This window comes from Herbinix hemicellulosilytica (assembly GCF_002904165.1).
Lineage (GTDB): Bacteria > Bacillota > Clostridia > Lachnospirales > Lachnospiraceae > Mobilitalea > Mobilitalea hemicellulosilytica.
On sequence record NZ_CVTD020000023.1, the window covers coordinates 1 to 21182 of the forward strand.

The 21182-nt window shown below is 37.1% G+C and carries 18 protein-coding genes and 1 tRNA gene; 5 read left to right on the forward strand and 14 right to left on the reverse strand.

Features of this window, described 5'->3' with window-relative positions; translation table 11 throughout:
• Window positions 1-67: 67 nt before the first annotated feature.
• From HHT355_RS09580 to HHT355_RS09615, 7 genes are all read right to left on the reverse strand, one after another.
• A complete protein-coding gene (locus tag HHT355_RS09580) occupies window positions 68-346 on the reverse strand; it encodes a hypothetical protein (protein ID WP_103203231.1) in 279 nt (92 codons plus the stop codon).
• A 25-nt stretch (window positions 347-371) separates the two neighbouring features.
• A complete protein-coding gene (locus HHT355_RS09585) occupies window positions 372-1388 on the reverse strand; it encodes an ABC transporter ATP-binding protein (RefSeq protein ID WP_103203232.1) in 1017 nt (338 codons plus the stop codon).
• A complete protein-coding gene (locus HHT355_RS09590) occupies window positions 1375-2541 on the reverse strand; it encodes an ABC transporter ATP-binding protein (protein WP_103203368.1) in 1167 nt (388 codons plus the stop codon). Before HHT355_RS09590 ends, HHT355_RS09585 begins: the two co-directional genes overlap by 14 nt.
• 9 nt (window positions 2542-2550) lie before the next feature.
• Window positions 2551-4293 (reverse strand): ABC transporter permease, encoded by a 1743-nt coding sequence (locus HHT355_RS09595; protein WP_242967652.1) that lies wholly within the window; start codon window positions 4291-4293, stop codon window positions 2551-2553.
• A gap of 16 nt (window positions 4294-4309) precedes the next feature.
• Window positions 4310-5296 (reverse strand): ABC transporter permease, encoded by a 987-nt coding sequence (locus tag HHT355_RS09605; RefSeq protein ID WP_103203233.1) that lies wholly within the window; start codon window positions 5294-5296, stop codon window positions 4310-4312.
• Between the two features lie 291 nt (window positions 5297-5587).
• Window positions 5588-7954: an ABC transporter substrate-binding protein gene (locus HHT355_RS09610; RefSeq protein WP_103203234.1), complete on the reverse strand. Its 2367-nt coding sequence runs from the start codon at window positions 7952-7954 to the stop codon at window positions 5588-5590.
• Window positions 7955-8072: 118 nt separating this feature from the next.
• Window positions 8073-8624, reverse strand: a complete 552-nt coding sequence (locus HHT355_RS09615; RefSeq protein ID WP_103203235.1) for a hypothetical protein — start codon at window positions 8622-8624, stop codon at window positions 8073-8075.
• A 363-nt stretch (window positions 8625-8987) separates the two neighbouring features.
• Between HHT355_RS09615 and dpsA the strand changes: the two genes are divergently transcribed.
• Entirely contained in the window at window positions 8988-9854 is an 867-nt protein-coding gene (gene dpsA, locus HHT355_RS09620) for a dipicolinate synthase subunit DpsA (protein ID WP_103203236.1), read from the forward strand.
• On the forward strand, window positions 9854-10441 hold the full coding sequence (locus HHT355_RS09625) for a dipicolinate synthase subunit B (protein WP_103203237.1): 588 nt from the start codon (window positions 9854-9856) through the stop codon (window positions 10439-10441). Before dpsA ends, HHT355_RS09625 begins: the two co-directional genes overlap by 1 nt.
• A gap of 350 nt (window positions 10442-10791) precedes the next feature.
• Here the strand turns inward: HHT355_RS09625 and yajC are convergent, their stop codons facing one another.
• Entirely contained in the window at window positions 10792-11130 is a 339-nt protein-coding gene (gene yajC / locus HHT355_RS09630) for a preprotein translocase subunit YajC (protein WP_103203238.1), read from the reverse strand.
• Window positions 11131-11211: 81 nt separating this feature from the next.
• On the reverse strand, window positions 11212-12345 hold the full coding sequence (tgt, locus tag HHT355_RS09635) for a tRNA guanosine(34) transglycosylase Tgt (protein WP_103203239.1): 1134 nt from the start codon (window positions 12343-12345) through the stop codon (window positions 11212-11214).
• Between the two features lie 224 nt (window positions 12346-12569).
• Here tgt and HHT355_RS09640 point away from each other — a divergent pair, with 224 nt between their 5' ends.
• Window positions 12570-15032 carry an EAL domain-containing protein gene (locus HHT355_RS09640; protein WP_103203240.1) on the forward strand — a complete coding sequence of 821 codons (2463 nt, stop codon included), beginning with the start codon at window positions 12570-12572 and terminating at the stop codon, window positions 15030-15032.
• Between the two features lie 114 nt (window positions 15033-15146).
• Here the strand turns inward: HHT355_RS09640 and fba are convergent, their stop codons facing one another.
• The gene (gene fba, locus HHT355_RS09645; protein ID WP_103203241.1) at window positions 15147-16085 is read right to left on the reverse strand and encodes a class II fructose-1,6-bisphosphate aldolase; all 939 of its coding nucleotides are present in this window, start codon (window positions 16083-16085) and stop codon (window positions 15147-15149) included.
• 314 nt (window positions 16086-16399) lie between these two features.
• Here fba and HHT355_RS09650 point away from each other — a divergent pair, with 314 nt between their 5' ends.
• Window positions 16400-16873 (forward strand): acyl-CoA thioesterase, encoded by a 474-nt coding sequence (locus HHT355_RS09650; protein ID WP_103203242.1) that lies wholly within the window; start codon window positions 16400-16402, stop codon window positions 16871-16873.
• A gap of 132 nt (window positions 16874-17005) precedes the next feature.
• Here the strand turns inward: HHT355_RS09650 and HHT355_RS09655 are convergent, their stop codons facing one another.
• Together HHT355_RS09655 and HHT355_RS09660 are read right to left on the reverse strand one after the other, a co-directional pair.
• Window positions 17006-17380, reverse strand: a complete 375-nt coding sequence (locus tag HHT355_RS09655) for a Rossmann-fold NAD(P)-binding domain-containing protein (RefSeq protein ID WP_103203243.1) — start codon at window positions 17378-17380, stop codon at window positions 17006-17008.
• Between the two features lie 126 nt (window positions 17381-17506).
• Window positions 17507-18334, reverse strand: a complete 828-nt coding sequence (locus tag HHT355_RS09660; protein ID WP_103203244.1) for a DNA-3-methyladenine glycosylase family protein — start codon at window positions 18332-18334, stop codon at window positions 17507-17509.
• 237 nt (window positions 18335-18571) lie between these two features.
• Between HHT355_RS09660 and HHT355_RS09665 the strand changes: the two genes are divergently transcribed.
• Window positions 18572-19156 (forward strand): hypothetical protein, encoded by a 585-nt coding sequence (locus tag HHT355_RS09665; RefSeq protein WP_103203245.1) that lies wholly within the window; start codon window positions 18572-18574, stop codon window positions 19154-19156.
• Between the two features lie 441 nt (window positions 19157-19597).
• On the opposite strand, the gene HHT355_RS09670 is transcribed toward HHT355_RS09665, so the two are convergent.
• Both HHT355_RS09670 and radA read right to left on the reverse strand, forming a co-directional pair.
• Window positions 19598-19670: transfer RNA gene (locus HHT355_RS09670), tRNA-Trp, on the reverse strand.
• Between the two features lie 147 nt (window positions 19671-19817).
• The gene (gene radA / locus HHT355_RS09675; RefSeq protein WP_103203246.1) at window positions 19818-21182 is read right to left on the reverse strand and encodes a DNA repair protein RadA; all 1365 of its coding nucleotides are present in this window, start codon (window positions 21180-21182) and stop codon (window positions 19818-19820) included.

Consider the following 21182-nt stretch of genomic DNA (forward strand, 5'->3'; position numbering starts at 1 on the left):
AAACTCTTCTTAGGTATTATTAATTTTCCCTAAGAAGAGTTGATTATACTAATTTTTATTTGACTTTTTACTTAAACCACACATGAACACAAAACATAATGAACAGAAAGAGTATGAAGATAAACACCAATCCTACCAATAGTCCGCCCAATGTGGCACTAAGTGTTATCCGTCTTAAATCTTTTTTGCTAAGTTCAGGCAGAGGTGGTCTGTCACCGTTTTCCTCGTTTATATTTAGGGGTTTTCCCCCACGATACCAAGGCATTCCCTCTACATTCATATTGGCCACAACCAGGTTGTCGTCTTCATTGTCAGGTATATCAGTGTTTCTCTTTCTAAATATCATAAATAATCCTTTCTAAGCCAAGTTCCTAATCATTATACAAATGACATTGTACAAAATGGCCTTCCTCAATTTCCTTTACCTCAGGTACCTGGGTCCTACAGCATTCCATGCACTTGCTGCACCTGGTGTGGAACTTGCAGCCGGAAGGAGGATTTGCCGGTGAAGGAATGCTTCCTTCAAGAATTATACGGTTCATCTTTACATCCGGGTCCGGAACCGGTACTGCACTAAGCAGTGCCTGCGTATAAGGATGGGCCGGATTTCTGAATATATCTTCCTTCTTGCCGTATTCGACCAGATTTCCCAGATACATAACGCCTACCGTATCGGAAATATGTTCAACGACAGACAAGTCATGGGAAATAAACAAATATGTCAGATTTCTTGACTTTTGCAGGTCACTGAGCAGGTTTATAATTTGCGCCTGAATGGATACATCAAGTGCCGATACCGGCTCGTCACATACTATAAACTGAGGATTTACAGCCAAAGCTCTGGCTATACAAATTCTTTGTCTTTGTCCTCCGGAGAATTCATGAGGATAACGATCCTTATGGTAAGGCTGCAATCCGCAGGCAGCCATTATGTCATCAATATAATCTTCATATTCTTCAGGAGGTACTATATTGTGCTCCCTTACTGCTTCTCCGATAATTTCACCGATAGGAAGTCTCGGAGAAAGACTTGAATATGGATCCTGGAAAATTATCTGCATATCGGTGCGCAATTTTCTCAGGTCTTTTTTATTTATATCAAATATATCTTTTCCGTTAAATAAAACTTCTCCGTCAGTTTTTTCAATCAATCTTAATATGGTTCTTCCAACGGTGGATTTTCCGCAGCCGGATTCTCCAACCAGGCCCATAGTAGTACCGCGTTTAATCTTAAAACTTACACCGTCTACAGCTTTCACTTCACCCTTCTGCTTGGCAAAAACATTGGTTTTTATCGGGAAGTATTTCTTCAGGTCTCTTACTTCAAGAATATAATCGGACTGTGAGTCTTCAGAAACCTGATTTACTTTGTTTTTATCTTCCATCATCTATTGCTCCTTTCTTATCATGAAACAAGTAACAGGACACAGCATGGGTGGGTGAAACATTTACTTCTTTAGGATATGGGCCTTCGCATGCCTTAATACACTTATCACAACGGTCTCTGAAATAACAGTAATTAGGCATATTGATTGGATTAGGCACTTTACCGGGAATACTGTACAGACGGTCCACTTTCTTTCCTACTACAGGTTTACTGTTCATCAAACCTATTGTATAGGGATGGCAAGGATTTTTGAATATATCATGTACAGTTCCTTTTTCAACAATTCTTCCGGCATACATGACCACAATATAGTCAGCCATCTCTGCTATAACTCCCAAGTCATGGGTAATAAGCATAATACTGCTGTTGATTTTATCTTTCAAGTTCCTAAGCAAATCCAGAATTTGAGCCTGAATAGTAACATCAAGTGCTGTTGTAGGCTCATCGGCAATTATTAGCCTTGGATTGCATGCCAGCCCCATAGCAATCATTACACGCTGTCTCATACCGCCGGACAGCTCATGAGGATACATATTGTATACTCCTTTACTGTTGGCTATACCTACCATCTCCAGCATTTCTATAGAGCGGGCTTTAACTTCTTCTTTTGACATACCCTTATTATGAAGTTCTATTACTTCATCCAATTGGGTACCTATCTTAAATACAGGATTTAAGCTTGTCATCGGCTCCTGGAATATCATAGATACCATATTGCCTCTTAACTTTTGCATTTCGTACGTAGGAGTTTTGGCGATATCATAAACTTCCGTACCGGTATTGAAACGTATGGAACCTTTGACAATCTGTCCCTGAGGTCTTTGAAGCAATTGCATCAATGATAAACTGGTAACGGACTTGCCGCAACCGGATTCACCCACGACTCCGACAGTTTTACCCAGAGGTATATCAAAGCTTACCCCGTCCACCGATTTTACTACACCTATATCGGTAAAGAAATAAGTGTGAAGATCGTCGAATTCCACTACATTATTGGGATCCCTCATCTGTGTAATATATTCTTCTCTGGGTACATTCTTTCTGTTTCTCTGCTTTTCCAGTTCATTGGTTATTCTTCTGTTTTCTTTTGAAATCCTTCTGGATTCTTTTGCGGAAATATAATTTACATTTCCCTTTTTATTAAATAAAGCCAATTTTTTCACCTACCTCTTCATCTTCGGGTCAAATGCGTCCCGTAGTCCGTCACCAACGAAATTAAATCCTAATACGGTTATCAATATCAATAAACCGGCGGGTATCCAAACAAACCAGTAGTTTGTCATAACGTAAATATTATTTACCGCATTAATAATATTACCCCATGACGCATAAGGGAATTTAACTCCCAATCCAAAAAAGCTTAAGGTTGCTTCTGTTAATATAATACTTCCTAAGTCCATTGTCGCAATAACCGTTAACTGCGGAATTACATTAGGAACCAAATGTTTAAATATTCTTCTCCTTACACTTATACCTAAAGCTTCGGTTGCAGTCATAAATTCCTGTTCACGAAGTGATAAGATTTGGCCGCGAACCATTCTTGCAATACTGGGCCAACCCAGTAAACCTAATATAATCATAAGTATGAATATTCTTATCTTAGGATCTATCCTTAAGAAATCCATAACCGAACCGATTATAATGTATAACGGCAAGGACGGAATACAATATATTATATCTACAAATCTCATGATCAGATTATCAACCCATCCACCGAAATAACCGGCTACTCCGCCCAGGATAACACCTATTATCAGCTCAATTATCACAACAAGGAAGCCGATCATCAATGATATTCTTCCGCCGTACATTAGACGGGTTAGGATATCCATACCGTTTCCGTCAGTACCGAGCAGGTGCTTTTTAGATGGGCTTTCGTATACGTTTATTAATTCGGTTTCGGTATATTTTCTTATAGTATATTGGTTATTTTTCCTTACAAGCCTGTATTCTACTTCCGTACCGTCTTTATCCGGAAATACAAAACTTGTATCCCCGTTATCTATGGCATTAAGTACGGCCGCTTTAAATTCAATTGATAAGAAATCCTTATCTACAGCATTTATACTCATATTGGAAGCCAGGGCATACTCAATCTTTTGTCCGTCCTTTAATAAATAAAATACCGCAGAATTATCTTCTACATCCAAATCCATTTCATATTCCGAACCGTTTACCTCAAAGCGGGATTCCCCGGTATTCATGGCTTTTTCAGCCGCATAACGGAAGTTATAATCAATAACGGTATCCTGGGAATATGCACTGAACATCATTTTCGATACAATACTGATTTCTTTTGCTTTAGCAATTACTGTTGTCGAACCGTTCTGCAGTATATGATATACAGTTCCGTCATATTCGAAAGTATCTTGCCCTTCTTCTACCGCTTTCAGATACAAGCTTTCCATTTCACTTGTAAATGTTTCTCCTTCGGCAGGAGTAAGTTTACTGATACCTTTTTTGGTAACTATTCTGGCTACTTCCTGATACTGTACTATTCTGTAAAAGTCTTTACCTTCATTAATTAAAGAATAATTAACGTCTTTTGAAACAAAGCTGTCTTCCCCGTTATTTATAGCAAGAATTAACTGTGCTTTTGCTACAGCCGGGAACGTTTCTCCTTCCGCCTCATAATACTGAAATTCGGTATTAACTGCAGCTCCGGCATAATCTTTTTCAATTATATCATAAAATTTAAATACCTGTGTTTCATCGTAAGGTGTCAATAAACCACCTACAAAAGAAAAAAGAAACATAGATATCAAAATTATTATTCCGGCAACAGCCAGACGATTTCTAAAAAATCTCTTGGCTACCAGCATTCCCGGTGACAGCACCTTAACCCTTTGCTCGTCATCTAAAGCTGTGGAGGTGCTGATATGTCTGTTTTTGTCCTTATTAGCCATCTTTACATACACCTCCTTAATTAATCCTTACCCTAGGGTCTACAACCGCATAGAGTATGTCTGCAATCAAGTTTCCAAGCAGTGTCAGCATTGCCAAAAATACCAAGTAAAACATTGAAAACGGAATATCTCCGGTAGTCATCGCCTGATAAGCAGTATAACCTATACCCTCGATCTGGAACAATGTTTCGGTTATCATAGCACCGGAAAACAGTCCCGGAAGGGTTCCGCCTATAATTGTAACTATAGGTATTAAAGTGTTACGGAATGCATGATAATTGATAACACGCCTTTCGGAAAGTCCTTTTGCTCTGGCGGTCCTGATATAATCAGAGTTTAATACTTCAAGCATATTGGTTCTGGTATAACGCATAAGTGCACCGATATTGACAATAGTTAACGTTACAATCGGTAATACCAAATGGTTGGCTCTATCAAGGAATTTACCGAATGGGCTCAAATGCTCATACATACGGCCTATCATTCCGAATAAGTCAAACCATCCCAACTTAATTGAAAATACATATTTTAATAAAGTTGCAAAGAAAAATGACGGCAGCGAAATACCTATCAAACCAAAAACCGTAACAGCATAGTCTGTCCTGCTGTATTGCTTTCTTGCTGCCAAAATTCCCAGAGGAACTGCTATTAATATCTCAAAAATAAATGATATTGCTCCCAAAGTAAAAGAATCCCATATAACTTCAGAGAACTTCTCAGTAACAGGCACATTAAATGCCCATGAATCTCCGAAATTACCCCTTATGGCTTGTCCCAGCCAATGAATAAAACCTGCAGGTATGCTTTTATTCAAACCATAAGCCGCTTCCAATTGTTCAAGCCACTCTCTGTAAGATTTACCTCCGGGAAGCGAAGCCTTCTCTCTTGCCATTTTCTCTACGAAGGAAGCCGGCATACAACGCATTATTGTGTATACAATTAATGCAACAAAGAAAAGGATCACAACACTGATTGCTAATCTTTTTATTATAAATTTTCGCATGTCTGTTTCTCCTGATTACCAAATTTTTTTCTATCTATGCCACTTTATATGTGGGTATAAATATGTGGGTATATGGAATATAAAAGTATAACCAAAAATTACTTTATTCCATATATGCTTGCATATTCTATATGCCTGCATATTTATGCCCACATATAAATTAATTATCAAAGCTGGTAAAATATGTTAACCGAGGCATAAATTAGCACGGCTTTAAACATAAGGATAAGAATGCCATGAAAAATCATGGCACTCTTATCTTTCATTTAAAAACCAATTATAAGTTAAAAATTATCTTAACTCAAATTTTTCAATTTCATAGTACCATTCATAGAAGGTTGTAATATCCGGAGTGATTGTATCAGGATTTACACGCTCAGCACTGAATATAACACAGTTCTGTCTCTGATATACAGGAATTTCAACTGCCCAATCCAAAATAATATCCAGACATTGTTTATATGCGGACTTTCTGTAGGACTGGTCATCGCTCTTTCTTGCTTCCATGATCAGAGTATCCAGATCAGGATCTGCGATATGATAATGGTTGCTGTCTGTACCGCCTAATCCTACGATATTGGTACTGTGATATACCTGATACATATCAGGATCGATGGTTGCACCCCATGCAGCACACCACATTTCCTGAGTACCTGCATCAAGTCTGTCCCAAAGGATATTAGAATCAGTCAGATCGTTAACGGTAAGAGTGAAACCAATTGTCTTTAATGCTGCAGAAGCATCGGTTAATATTGCAAAGGAAGGATGGTTACCTTCACCGTCACCGGGGATCAGTACTTCATATTCAAGCTTAGCACCTGCGGGAGCGGCTACCAACTTACCGTCCTGTACGGTGTAACCTGCAGCTTCAAAGTAACCCAGTGCAGCCTGTAATGCAGCAGCATACTTATCTTCAGAGCTCATATCCGGTGTATAAATAGGATTACCGTTAACATCTCTTGAGAATGCAATCTCATAATCCGGATCGGATTTCTGAGGTGCTGCCCAGGATGTATTGGATATAGGATAGTTAATTACAGTTGCGGCATCGCCATAGTATGTATCAATGGCAACATCACGATATACAGATAAAACAGTAGCAATTGCTTTTCTTAAATTCTTGGATGCTTCGGACGCGGAATCGTCACCTACTCTTACTGCATCTGCGTTAATTCCGATATAACCGTAACCAAGGTTATCAACTGAGCTTGTTATAATTTTATCGCCGGATAATTCACCGTTGCTGTTAATCTTTGCAATCTGTTCAAATACTTCTTTCTTACCGGTAGGATCGGTAATATCCAGTGTACCTTGTTCAATACCTGTAACCTTATCAGCTTCTGATGTTTCTTTTAATTGTACATATTTGATCTTAGGAGCACCTTTGTAGTAGTGTTCGTTTGCCTCTAAGAATACAACTTTATTTTCATACTTTACAAACTTGTAAGGACCGGCACCCAGAGGCTTGGTTGTCTTAGATTTTACGATTGACAGATCTCCTCTCGGGAAACCGAACTTATTGTTTTCATAGTCATATTGAGATTCATCACCGTAGTAATGTAAAGGAGCTACTATAATGCCACCGATCTTATAAATAGCGGTTGCATCATAACCTTTTGTTGTTACACGGATTTCAGTATTGCTGATTTTTTCAATACCGTCAATCTTATAAACATCTTCGCCTTGACCTGTTGCTTTCAACTCTTCGATGATAAGGTCCTTAACTTTAGAGTCAAAGTATGTTGCATCACCTGCATAAGTATCTGCCAAGGTCTTATAGTCTGTGCCATATTGGGCAATAATATCTTCTATAACTTGCTTCTCATCGCTTACTTTAGATGCATCATAATTATCATCTAAGTTATAGAAATATGCAAACAAATCTTTCTGTACCGGATATTTATCGGTATAAGATTTGTATTGATCGTTACCATAAAGGCTACCAACCCACTCATATTCTTCTTCCAGTGTAGGTCTTATAATATTATCAACTATAGCCTGCTTAAGTTCCTCGCTGGGATTTTTCATTACTTCTGCTACATATTCATCTGTAACCATATCAGCAACTGTGCTGTTTGCACGATAGTTTTGCATACCGATAATAGGTATGGAATATAATGTTGATGATCCGTCATAGCTAGGATCTGATAATACGTAATAAGTGAAAATAATATCATCGGCGTCCATGACATGGCCGTCACTGAACTTAACATCGTCTCTGATCTTGATATCGTAAGTTGTTATATCTTTTTCTTTGTCATAATTAACCTTGAAGTTAGCTATACCATAATATGTATAGTCTTTTCCGTTATAAGGTATTGTCTCCCCTTCAATAGCATTGTAAACTATACCGCCGGTTCTGTCAGTGGTCATTAACTGAACACCGGTAAGCTCAACAACGTCCTGATCATAGCCTGAATCGGCAAAGAACGGACTGAACTTTTCGCTAAACGGCAGATATCCAACTACCAGCGGTGTCTCATTTCCGCTTGTGTCGGTTTTATCTGTACTGTCTTTGCTCTCATCTTTTGAGCTGTCCTGAGTTTCCGTCTTGTTATCAACGGAAGAACCCTTCTCTTTTTTGCCGCATGCCGATAATGCCATTAATGCCATAGCAAGCACCAGTAAAAGAGAAATGATTTTTCTCATTTTTTTCATAAACTTGTCCTCCTCTTTTTATTTTTATATATATTTAAACTTAAAATATATAACATATTAAATAATTTACAGGTGTCCTCCCTGAAATGTAAATAGGGAAAGACTTCCTTCATTATAATCAACTGTTATAATCGGGATCTTTCACCTGATAGGTTACTTTCTTTTGTAATTGTAAAAAAACAATATTTATTATTAAAACCAGCAGCATGCTCACCGCAAACATCCATTCGTATTTCAATATACCATTGTCATTCTCATTTATAATTAATATTACATCTCCGACAAAAGTCATGCTGCTAAGTATTATCTGCCATACGGTAGAACTAAAGATTCTTTTTTTGGTTTTATCATATGCGGCTTGTTCCAATATATTTCCTTCCCTTATAAATCTTACAGTTCCCATGAAACAGAAAACTATCGGCAAGAATAAACCCACATATGGTAAAGCCACATATAAAACTCTGCTGCCTGGATTATTTATAAATCCGATTCCTATTGCAGTGGCATCACTGCAAAGCACTAAAGCAAAAAAGTATAATTTAATTTTTTTTAGCTTACTTTCATCCAATTGGCATATATAATATTTCCCTATATATTCTGTCTCTTGTTTTAATGTACCGTCAGGCTGTTCTTTTTTTACCAGTCTGTAATCTTTGTGATACTTCTTCATTTTTTCCCTGTTCTTACACAACATTTACTGTTTTTACTTTGTATTTACTCTTTTTACATTTGTCCTTCCGGGACTTACATGTCCGGTACTAAAAAAGTCGTCTATACCGACGACCTCATTGTCTCATGTATATCCGAACAGATCAATTTACATATACAATTGATAACCATATTTTAATCAAGTTGTAAGCTTAAAATTTTCGTATCACTTGTATCTTTTATTAAGATATCATAGTATTTTTTCCTTGTCAAGCATAAGCTTTAGACTTCTATTATTTTCTATATAACCAGTTCCTCCCATAAGCCGTATAATAACACCTTTTTTCTTCTAAAAACATATAATGTCACATAAGGAGGAAAGAAAATGGCATTAAATATCGGAATTTTTGGCGGGGATAAACGCCAGGTTTATATGGCCTTAACCTTGCTTGTAAAAGGTTACTCCGTATTCACTTATAAACTTTATGAACAAATAGATCACAACAATCATACAGCTCTTAACAGTCTTGAAGAATTAATAAAAAAATGCAGGGTACTTATAGGTCCCATACCCTTTACAAAAGACAATATAATAAAAATATCATCCGACACTCAGGCCAATTCAAACGGCAATACTATAGTACATTTTTTAAATAAAGAACACATTCTTATAGGAGGGGTAATTCCCAAAGATATTCGCTCATCATGTGAAGAAAAAGGAATTTTCTATTTCGACCTTATGGACAGCGACAAAATTGCCATTATGAACGCCATCGCCACGGCTGAAGGTACAATTATGGAAGCAATAAGAAGCAGCAACATAAATCTTCATAACAGCAATTGTCTTGTTTTGGGCTATGGACGCTGCGGCAAAGTCCTTGCATCTAAACTTAAGGGGCTGGATGCCAACGTTACCGTAGCAGCCCGAAACAAAGATGCTTTAGCCTATGCACATGCAATGGGATTTTCTGCTGTGCATCTTAAGGATATAAAATCGTTTCTGCCATACTTCCATTTTATATTCAACACCATACCTGCCCTGATTTTAGATGAGGATTGCTTAAAAAATGTATCCGAGGATGTTGTTATTATAGATATAGCTTCCGCACCTGGCGGAGTTGATTTTGAATATGCCATAAATCATGGCATTAATGCTAAACTGTGTCTTGGTATACCAGGTAAAATAGCTCCGAAAACCTCGGCAGATATTTTGGTAAATGAAATTGAAGCTCTGATAAAAGAGGTGATTTAATGAGTATAAAAGATAAAAATATAGGTTTTGCATTTACCGGTTCTTATTGTACTTTTGATAAAGCTTTTACTCAACTGGAACGTCTTGTAAAGGAAGGAGCAAATGTATATACCATTTTTTCTTATCAGGCACAAAAAACCGATTCAAGATTTGGTAAAGCAGAAGATTTTTTAAAACTTGCCAAAGGAATAACTGGCAAGGAGCCAATAACAACAATAGTTGACGCAGAGCCTCTCGGTCCGAAAAACATCCTTGACCTTATCGTCGTTGCCCCTTGTACAGGCAATACTATAGCCAAGCTGGCCCATGCCATTACTGATTCTCCGGTTTTAATGGCAGTTAAGGCTTTACTTCGAAATGACAAGCCCGTAGTATTGGCAATATCGACCAATGACGCTCTGGGTAACAACCTTAAAAATATAGGACTTCTTATAAATCACAGTAATATTTACTTTGTACCTTTCAGACAGGATAATTATAAAAATAAACCACATTCCATGGTAGCCGATTTTGATTTAATCCTTCCTACAATTGAATACGCATTGGAAGGCAGGCAGCTTCAGCCTATGGTGCTGGCACCGGCATAATAATTATAAATTAATCAAAATTATTTTTGCAAAACTATGACCTTGTTTATGTAATTAAAATATGCCCTGGTCATATTCTTATACGTATTACAACCGGGGCATAAATTATTGTATATAAATACTGATAATATAATAACTGCAATTTATTTGTCGGTGTTAAAATATTATAAGATAAAGAGAAATTTTATTTTACTGTTTATACATCAATATATGTTGGGGTATTAGGAATTGAAAATGCATATAATATTTCGTAACCATTTACTGAATAACCTTATAAATAATATATAAAAGCATCATTATACGGTTGACCCTAGCCCGTTACCCGTTAATGATGCTTTATACTTTTTATATTATGCTTTATTTTCTGTATTCGGTTTTTCTACTTCAACAATGGCAGACTTTTTCATAGGTATTCTGCAGTTTTTATTGTTGCCGAATTCCACAATTACTACCTCATCCATAACGTCTATTACGACTCCGTAAAATCCGCTGCTTGTTAAAACACTGTCTCCCTTTTCCAAAGTAGAAAGCATCGCCTGCATAGCCTTTTGCTGTTTCTTCTGGGGACGAATCAGCAAGAAATAAAATACCAGACCCAGAACAGCAAATTGTAAAATCAAAAATGCAATCGATCCTGCTCCTCCCGTAGTAGACTCTGTAGTTCCCTCTAACAAAATTAAATTATACATAAAATTACCTCCTAGGTTAAGTTTCTATCTTTATACCCGGATTTTTATTATAAATCGGGTTTTGGTCAACAGACCTGTTTGCTATTCTACTCCTCTTTTAAGATTCTCAAGTTTTGATTTTTTATATTGCTTATAGCAATTATTGCGGATAGCTTCCCTGATTTCCTCCATCAAATGATTGTAAAAATACAGATTATGAAGTACTATAAGGCGCATTCCAAGCATTTCTTTGGCTTTTAGCAGATGCCTGATATATGCGCGGCTGTATGTCCGGCATGCAGGACAACCGCATCCTTCTTCTATGGGCCTGTCGTCGGTTTCAAACTTTGCGTTAAGTAAATTTATTTTACCAAACCCGGTATAAGCATGTCCATGCCTGCCGTTACGGGACGGATATACGCAATCAAAGAAATCTACTCCCCTGTCTACCGCTTCAAGAATATTTGCAGGAGTTCCTACTCCCATCAGATAAACAGGCTTATTAACCGGTAGGTATGGTACGGTCTCTTCCAGAATATAATACATTTCCTCATGGCTTTCTCCAACAGCCAAACCTCCGACAGCATAACCATCCAGATCCATTTCGGTAATTCTTTTCGCATGGTCTATTCGGATGTCTACGTAAGTACCTCCTTGATTTATGCCAAACAACATCTGATTTTTATTGACGGTATCCTCAAGGCCGTTAAGCCTGTCCAGTTCCTTCTTGCATCTTACAAGCCATCTGGTGGTCCTATCTACCGAATTTATCATGTAAGAACGCTCCGACGGATACGGAGGACATTCGTCAAAGGCCATAGCTATAGTGGACCCCAAATTTGACTGTATTCTTATGCTTTCCTCCGGCCCCATAAATATTTTTCTTCCGTCTATATGAGAATTGAAGTATACTCCTTCTTCTTCAATCTTTCGAAGCTTTGCCAGAGAAAATACCTGAAAGCCACCCGAATCTGTAAGTATCGGCTTATCCCATACCATAAATTTATGGAGGCCGCCCATCTTTTTAATCAATTCATCACCGGGCCGTAAATGAAGATGATAAGTATTGGATAGCTGTACCTGTGTCCCTATTTCATTTAAATCAACTGTTGATACGGCTCCCTTTATGGCTGCTGCCGTACCTACATTCATAAAAACAGGAGTTTGAATGGTTCCATGTACAGTATGAAATTCAGCGCTTTTTGCCCGACCATCCTGTGCTACAACTTTATACATAGTACTCACTTTCTAAATCAACATTTTCTTTTTAAATTTATAATGTTAGTTATTAGTAGATAACAGTACAAGTATACCTTGAAAAATTATTATTTTCAACTATAAATTCCTTCGATATTTATTTACCCTTACTGTTGTTCCTTATAGAATCATATTGCATAATTTTGTCTGAATTGGTAGAATAAGTGTAACGAATTTAAGGTATACAGTCGGAGGTCTGTATAATGTCAATTAAAAAGTCTCTGCGCATTATACTTATTATTTTTTCTATCATTCCCGTTGTAATAATTGCTTCAATTTCCCATGGTCTAATATCATACAGACTTCTACAGGTTCAAAAAGAAAATCTGAAAAAAGCAGCCGAATTAAACCGTTCCGGCCTGGAATCCATGATTGAAACACATAAAACGGAAATAAACCTGCTTTCCGTTGAGCAGGATTTAATAAATCTTGTTAATGAAATATATCCTGCTGATGACTTATTAACAGATACGGTAAATAAGATATTAAAGGACCGAAAAGATTATAATCCGTACTGCTGCAATATAACACTATATAATAAAGATATAATAGCCGTAGCCAGCTCTGATACAGATCAAATCGGCAAAGATGGTAAAAAAGATTTGACATTGTCATATCTTTATGCAACCAATAAAACAGCCGTAGGCGTAAGCGGTATTGTATCACATAAATCAAATTCAGATCCACATAATGCAATAGAAATAGGGTTTCCGATTTTTAACACTTCTCTTTCTAATAAATCCCCCGTCGGTTATATTGTAAGTATGTTGCAGCTAACATATTTTGACCATTTTCTTGATGGGGTTACTTTCGGAAACACAGGATATGCAATATTGCTAAATAAAAACGGGGATATTCTTTATCATCCGAACAAAAAACTTATCGGTAGTAAAATAAACTCAACCCGGCTTGCCGAAATTGTTAACGAATATAATAATGGTTTACTTCAACTTAGCGGTACTTTTGAATATAAATATGAAAATACCAATCAGGTTTTCGGATACTGCATTATTCCCGAATTCGATTGGGTTCTTTTGGTCAAACAGAATATTTCGGAAATTCAGTCAATGACAAAAATTATTCTTATGTTACTTGTCTTTATATGTTCGGTATTGCTGATTTTTATAATATTATTTGCTCATTCAATGGCAAAAAGATTCACCGAACCTATAATAGCCTTAAGGGATGCTATGCGCACAGCCTCAGACGGAGATCTTACTGTTCAAACCAATATCAGGAGCAAAAATGAACTTGGAGAATTGTCAAAAAGTTTCAATAAAATGCTGCACATTATAAAAACAAACTATGAGGACCTTGCTTCTATGCACGATGAACTGCTCTCCAATGAGGAACAATTAAGGCGCAATTATGATCATATAGAGTATCTGGCCTACCATGATACACTGACGAATCTTCCGAACAAACTGGCTTTTTTGGATTACGTCAATTCTGTATTGGTTTCATCCCCCGGAGCCAAGAAAATGCATGCCATATTTTTTATTGATATTGACAATTTTAAAACAATAAACGATACTCTCGGTCATGAATACGGCGATTCTCTTCTTATCCATACGGCAAAAATATTGACTTCTATCGGTGATAACGGCATGTTGGCCAGAACCGGCGGGGATGAGTTTCTTGTTTTTAAAGAAAATTTGTCCTCAAAGGATGAAGCCATAAACTATGCTTCAAATATCATAGAGCGTTTCAGAGAACCGATCGATTTGGACGGGGAAACGGTGTATATTTCATTGAGTATAGGCATTGCTATCTATCCCGATAACGGCCTTTTACCCAACACCTTAATAAAGAATGCCGATATTGCCATGTATAAATCAAAAGAGGCCGGCAAAAACAGATATACCATGTTTGATTCCAGCATGGAAGACGAATTAAACCGCAATATCAGTATTATTGAAGTTCTGCGGAATGCCATTGACAATAATGAAATTTATGTTAAGTATCAGCCTCAATATGAGCTTAAATCAAATACTATCATAGGATTTGAAGCACTTATGCGAATAAAAAGCAATCGTCTGGGGCCTTTATCTCCCGATGAATTTATTCCTGTTGCAGAAGAAAGCGGCCTTATAATTGAACTGAGTCATTGGCTGATAAAAGAGGCCTGCAAATTTAATAAAAAATTAATTGATTACGGCATACCTCCGAAATTTGTATCTGTTAATATATCTTCTGTTCAAATAAACCATCCGGGATTTGTTGAGTCCTTGTCAGAAATATTGGAGGAAACGGGACTACCGCCTGAATATCTGGTTCTTGAAATCACCGAAAGCACTTTGGTATCATCAATAACGGATGCTACAAAATTATTAAATAATCTACAGAAGATAGGCTTAAAAATATCTCTTGATGATTTCGGTACCGGTTATTCATCCTTAAATTATCTTACCAGAATGCCAATTAATACATTAAAAATTGACAAGTCATTTATTGACCATATATGTACCAGCAAGAAAGATGCTCATATAGCGGAATTAATCATAAGCCTTGCCCATAATCTCCAAATTAAAGTAGTGGCGGAGGGAGTCGAAAACGAAGACCAATTGGCCCTGCTTCGTGAGAAAAAATGCGATTATGTTCAGGGTTATGTCTTTGCTCCTCCTTTGCATCCGGAAGAATTGGAAGATTTGATAAAAAAAGAATAAATACATAAATTAAATTACAGACAAAATAATGGCTCAGGAAAATCCGTAGAAGGTTTTACCTGAGCCTTATTTTAATTATTTTCAGTTTATTAGTTGACAGGCACTTAGCCGACCTTATTTTGCGGCACCTGAGCAACCAAGAACGTTTATAATCTTATGCTTAACCAGAGCTTTTACATATTCTCTTCCCTTAGCAAGATATTTTCTGGGATCGAAATCTGCAGGATTATTCATTATATATTCTCTTACACCTGCTGTGAACGCAAGTCTTAAGTCGGAGTCAATATTGATCTTACATACAGCCATGCTGGCAGCCTGTCTTAACATATCCTCAGGAATACCGATTGCATCGTCTAATTTTCCGCCGTTTTTATTAATAATATCAACATATTCCTGTGATACGGATGAAGCTCCGTGTAAAACGATAGGGAAGTTCGGAAGTCTTCTTTGGATTTCCTCTAATATATCAAAACGCAGCTGAGGCTTTTGACCGGGTTTGAATTTGAATGCGCCGTGGCTTGTTCCGATAGCTATAGCAAGAGAGTCTACACCGGTACGGGAAACAAATTCTTCAACTTCATCAGGTCTTGTAAATAATGCGTCTTCAGCACTTACGTTTACATCATCTTCAATACCTGCCAGACGGCCTAATTCGCCTTCTACAACAACTCCACGCTCATGAGCATATTCTACAACCTTTTTGGTCAGTGCGATATTGTCTTCAAAGCTGTGCTTGGAGCCGTCAATCATAACGGAAGTAAATCCACCGTCGATACAAGCTTTGCAAATTTCGAAATCCTCACCGTGATCCAAATGCAACGCTATAGGTATATCGGTATCCAGTAATGCAGCTTCAACAAGTTTTACAAGATAATCATGCTTTGCATATTTTCTTGCACCTGCAGATACCTGCAGAATTACCGGAGCATTTTCTTCCTTTGCAGCCTCTGTAATAGCCTGTATTATTTCCATGTTATTAACATTGAATGCTCCGATTGCATATCCGCCTTCATAGGCTTTACGGAACATTTCTTTAGTTGTTACTAAAGCCATATTTATCATTCCTTTCATATTGTAAATTAAAACACAATAAATGCTTTATTAATTATACCATAAAAATTTCTATTGGAAAGAAAATTTTGAAAATCTGGTATAATAATTATTGACCAAATAACCCTTTTAATTATTAATTGATTAATTATTATTAAAGATATAAAATATACCAAGAAAGTATTTTTAATTATATTTTCGGTAAATATTCATTATATTTTGACAAGGCTGAGGCAATTTTACAGCTTAATCCGCATCCGGCGGAGCCTTTTTATATATCGGATAATTAAAGATTTCTAATGATAACAGGAGGAAACATGAAAGCAAAAAGAGTCGCAGATTCAATAACGGAACAGGTCCATATTGTTATGCCTTCTCATATCAGCGGTACCAACAGGCTATTCGGCGGCCAGCTTTTGGCATGGATTGATGAAGTTTCCGCAGTAACGGCAAGACGTCACAGCGAACGAAACGTTATTACGGCCTCTATAGATAACCTTCAATTCAAATCTCCCGTATATATAAATAATATTTTAGTATTAATCGCCCGCATAACTTATGTCGGCACAACTTCTATGGAAGTGCGTGTTGATACTTATGTGGAAGATCATTTGACCGGTATGAGAAAAGTTGTAAACCGAGCATATTTGGTTATGGTAGCCCTGGATGAAAATGAAAAACCTACCGAAGTTCCCCGTTTAATACTTGAAACGGAAGCCGAACGGGCCGAATGGGAAGCAGGTTTAAGGCGATACCAGTTACGGAAAGAAAGAAGAAAAGAAGGATATTAGGTGTCAGGTACAGTAAATTTTTTGTAAACATAACATTAACAAATTATGAATAATTATGGTTTATGTTTACAATTTGTTAACAGTACCTGACACCATTAAAGGCTGTCGGACAATTACCGACAGCCTTCATGATTATTTATAATTGTCCAATTGCTCCAACCTGTGTTCCTGTTTCTCGATTGCATTCATCAGGGTTTCCCTGTCCATCCGGTCGGCATTGTTTTTCAAGTACCCGTCTGCATATATGAATCTTTTTTCAGTGTTTCTTAAGTGTTTTTCTCTGGTGTTATTGTCCCCGTGCGCGATAATATTCTTTAAGTTTTCAATTTGGTTTTTTCGTTCTTCCTGCAGCTTTTTGGCATGTTCAATACTTTCCGGTGATGAAATATCTGAATGCTCTTCAAGATGCCGTTCGGTTCTTGTGGTTTTCTCAACCAGATTTACAAGATGATCGAGCCTTCGCTTGTTTTCAAAAGATTTAATATCCCTGATATCGCCATTGCCCATGCTACTTCCGCCTTTCCGATTTTTTTTGAGAATGATATCTCATCTTTATTTTTTCCGTCCGGCGTTTAAGATATGCTTATTCTCTTATGGGAATAGCTTTATCTAATGTTATTTAATGAAAATAATTTAATTATTAACTCCATGCACATGCCTTATGTAATAAAACATATATTGCTGCACGATTCCGGCATAACCCTGATACAATGCGGTATCAAACTTATTATCGTAATATTCCGAAAGCACCCTTTTCATCCAGACATCTATAGGAAAGGCTTCGATATGATGCAGGCCAAAAAGGGAAATACAATTTGCCACCTTATCTCCTATACCCTTAATACTTTTTAAGGTTTTTACCGCTTCCTCATGACTGCATGCCTTTAAAGCTTCCAAGTCAATTTTTCCAAGATACACTGCACGGGAGGCTTCTATAATATATTCATCCCGGTAACCTAATTTTAAGGCTCGCAAATCTTCCTTTTTTGCTTCAGCCAGCTTATTTGGAGTCGGAAAGGTATAATATACTTTTCCGGTAGTTTTATCTTCTGTTTTGTTTCCGTAAACTTCGCAAATTTTTTCAATACAGGATTTAATCGCAGGAATATTTTTATTCTGGGATATTATAAAGCTTATAAGCATTTCAAAAGGGTCCTGCCTTAATATTCTAATACCTTTTCCATACTTGGCAGCTTCTTTAAGAAAATTGTCTGTTCCGCTAACCAGCTTATCAACAATGCTGCCATAGTCAAAGTCAAGGTGAAAATAATTTTTCCAAATTTTATTGTAGTCTTCTTCGCTGCATGAGATTTCCACGACATCTTCTTCTAATTGCTCAAGCTCCAGGTATCTGTCAAAAGCAATTAGATAATATTTATTTTGTGATATAGGATTCATCCGGAAACACTGACCGGATTCTGCTATTTGCTTAAGGTCAAAATTTTTGTTTTCTATTATCATAAGTTCCTCTTCTTCTATTATTATTTTCGTTTTTTATATAAATATTATAATTTCGATTATACAGTTCTACAAGTATTTCTATTTTTTGACATGGCTAATAATTATTATATAGAGCTATACTTTTAATAAAAAAGCAGGATAACAGCTTTTTAAAAATAATAATTATTGACAGTCGAAATGTTATCACTTATAATTAGGTGACAAGACAACTATCAAGACAGTTTGAAGGGTGATAACATGGCAAACTCAAAATTAAATAATTTAAATAAAGTGAAAATAATGACGGTATCGGCATTGCTTTCTGCCCTCGGTATTTTAATACCGATGACATTCCCCAGCATAAGATTGGAACCTGCTTCTTATACCTTAGCCAGCCACGTTCCGATATTCCTGGCTATGTTTATATCTCCTTTAACAGCAGCCTTTGTGGCAGCAGTTACTACTTTTGGTTTTTTTGTAGCCGGTTTTCCAATTGTAATTGTGCTTAGGGCATTGTCGCACCTGATTTTCTCTTTAACAGGAGCATTTATTCTCAAAAAGAAGAATCAACTACTTACTTCTTTTAAAAACAACGCTTTATTTAACTTTGCTGTTTCATTAATCCACGCAGCAGCCGAAGTAGCCGTTGTAACTTACTTTTACCGGGTAAGCGGAATGTCATCCGCCTATTACGAAAAAGGATATTTTTTCTCGGTATTTATTCTTGTAGGAATCGGAACACTAATTCACAGCATGATAGACTTTTCGATTGCCGTTACCGTATGGCTCCCTCTACAGCATATTATATCTATACCGGCTAATGCAAAAATAAAGATTAAGTAAACATTACTCATGACATAAAATAAACCGGATGAGCTGCGCACTAAATAAATAAGAAAACATAAAACCCAGGCTTAAAAAAGCCTGGGTTTTATAAATATATTTATGCAACTAAATAAGATTTAAATTATTTTAGCATTTTCGATTATTTCATCTTCAAAGTATTTCTTATTTATTATAAGTCCATCCAAAACAATTACATCATATATTCCCTGTAATACATATTTTTCATAATTAAAATTAACTAATTTAATGCCATTGGAGGCTGACGTAGATATAAGCACCCTAAATAGGGTGCTTAAGTTAGTCTTTAAATACTATCTATATTTTCGGTAGTATAACAAATATTGGCATAAATCAGAAGTTATTATTTTGTATTAAGCAAAAAGCCTTGTAACCGTTAAGTTACAAGGCTTTTTTATGCAACCGTAAGGTTGCTATATACAGGGGCAGTAGGATTCGAACCCACGACCTGCGGTTTTGGAGACCGTTATTCTACCAGCTGAACTATGCCCCTATACAATTATGTTGCTTATATATACTACTATGAATTGTCCCAATTGTCAAGATATCTTTGATAATTTATTTGACATAATTAAGCATTAACTTTAATCAGATTATGTATATTAGGATCAAAAACCAATTTACATCGGATATTTAACCGTTATCTGTTTTCTTTTATGTACTGCAATATTTCCTGTATATTGCTTATTCCAATCAGTTTTATACCGGTATTTACTTTTAAATTGGCTTCATTAGCTTTGGGCAGGATGCAGGTTTCAAAGCCCATTTTTGCGGCTTCAGAAACCCTTTGATCCGCTAAATTAACCGCGCGAATTTCACCGGTAAGACCGATTTCCCCAAAAACTATGGTATTACCGTTGACGGAAATATTGCGGTAACTTGACAGGATTGCCGCTACAATAGCCAGGTCCAGTGCCGGCTCCGTAATCCGCATACCTCCGGCTACATTTACATATGCATCACAGTCCCCCAACTGTAAGCCAAGCCGTTTTTCCAATACCGCCATCAGCAGGTTTACCCGGTTATAGTCCGTACCTGCCGCAGTTCTTCTTGGCATATTGAAGCTTGTTCTGCTAATTAAAGCCTGAACTTCCACCAATATCGGTCTTGTACCTTCAATTGATGCGGTTACCACTGATCCGGGCTCCCCCACAGGCCGGCCGCTAAGCATATACTCGGAAGGATTTTTTACTTCTTTCAGGCCGGAATTTAACATCTCAAATACTCCGATTTCGTTTGTTGAACCGAAACGGTTTTTTACGGCTCTGAGTACCCTATAAGATACATGGTTTTCCCCTTCAAAGTACAGAACCGTATCTACCATATGTTCCAAGACTCTTGGCCCTGCCACCATTCCTTCTTTTGTCACATGACCTATTATAAATATGGTTATACCTATGTCTTTTGCCAGCCTCATCAAGGCTCCGGTGGCCTCTCTGACCTGACTGACACTTCCCGGAGCCGAAGCTATATCCTCCTTATACATTGTCTGTATGGAGTCTATAACAATTATCTCGGGCTTATATTTATGTACAACAGCTTCTATTAAATCCAGGTTTGTTTCACAAAGAAGCAGAAGCTCGCCGCCGAAAGCGCCGAGCCTGTCTGCTCTCATCTTTATCTGTTCTCTGGATTCTTCTCCTGATATATATATTACTTTTCTGCCTTGCTTTACAACTTCCCTGCACATCTGTAACAGAAGCGTGGATTTTCCGATGCCGGGATCACCACCCACCAAAACAAGGCTGCCGGGTACGATACCACCGCCAAGGACTCTGTCCAGCTCTCCTATTCCTGATACCACTCTTGTTTCCGTTTCCGCTTTCACATCAGACAATAGCACCGGCTCTTTTATTTCTTTTCTTGCAGAAACCGACAAAGTTTTACTTACCACCGGTTCTTCTACAAAAGTATCCCATTGTCTGCAACCCGGGCATTGTCCCAGCCACTTTGACGATTCATATCCGCACTCTTTACAGAAAAACAGGGTTTTTGCTTTAGCCAT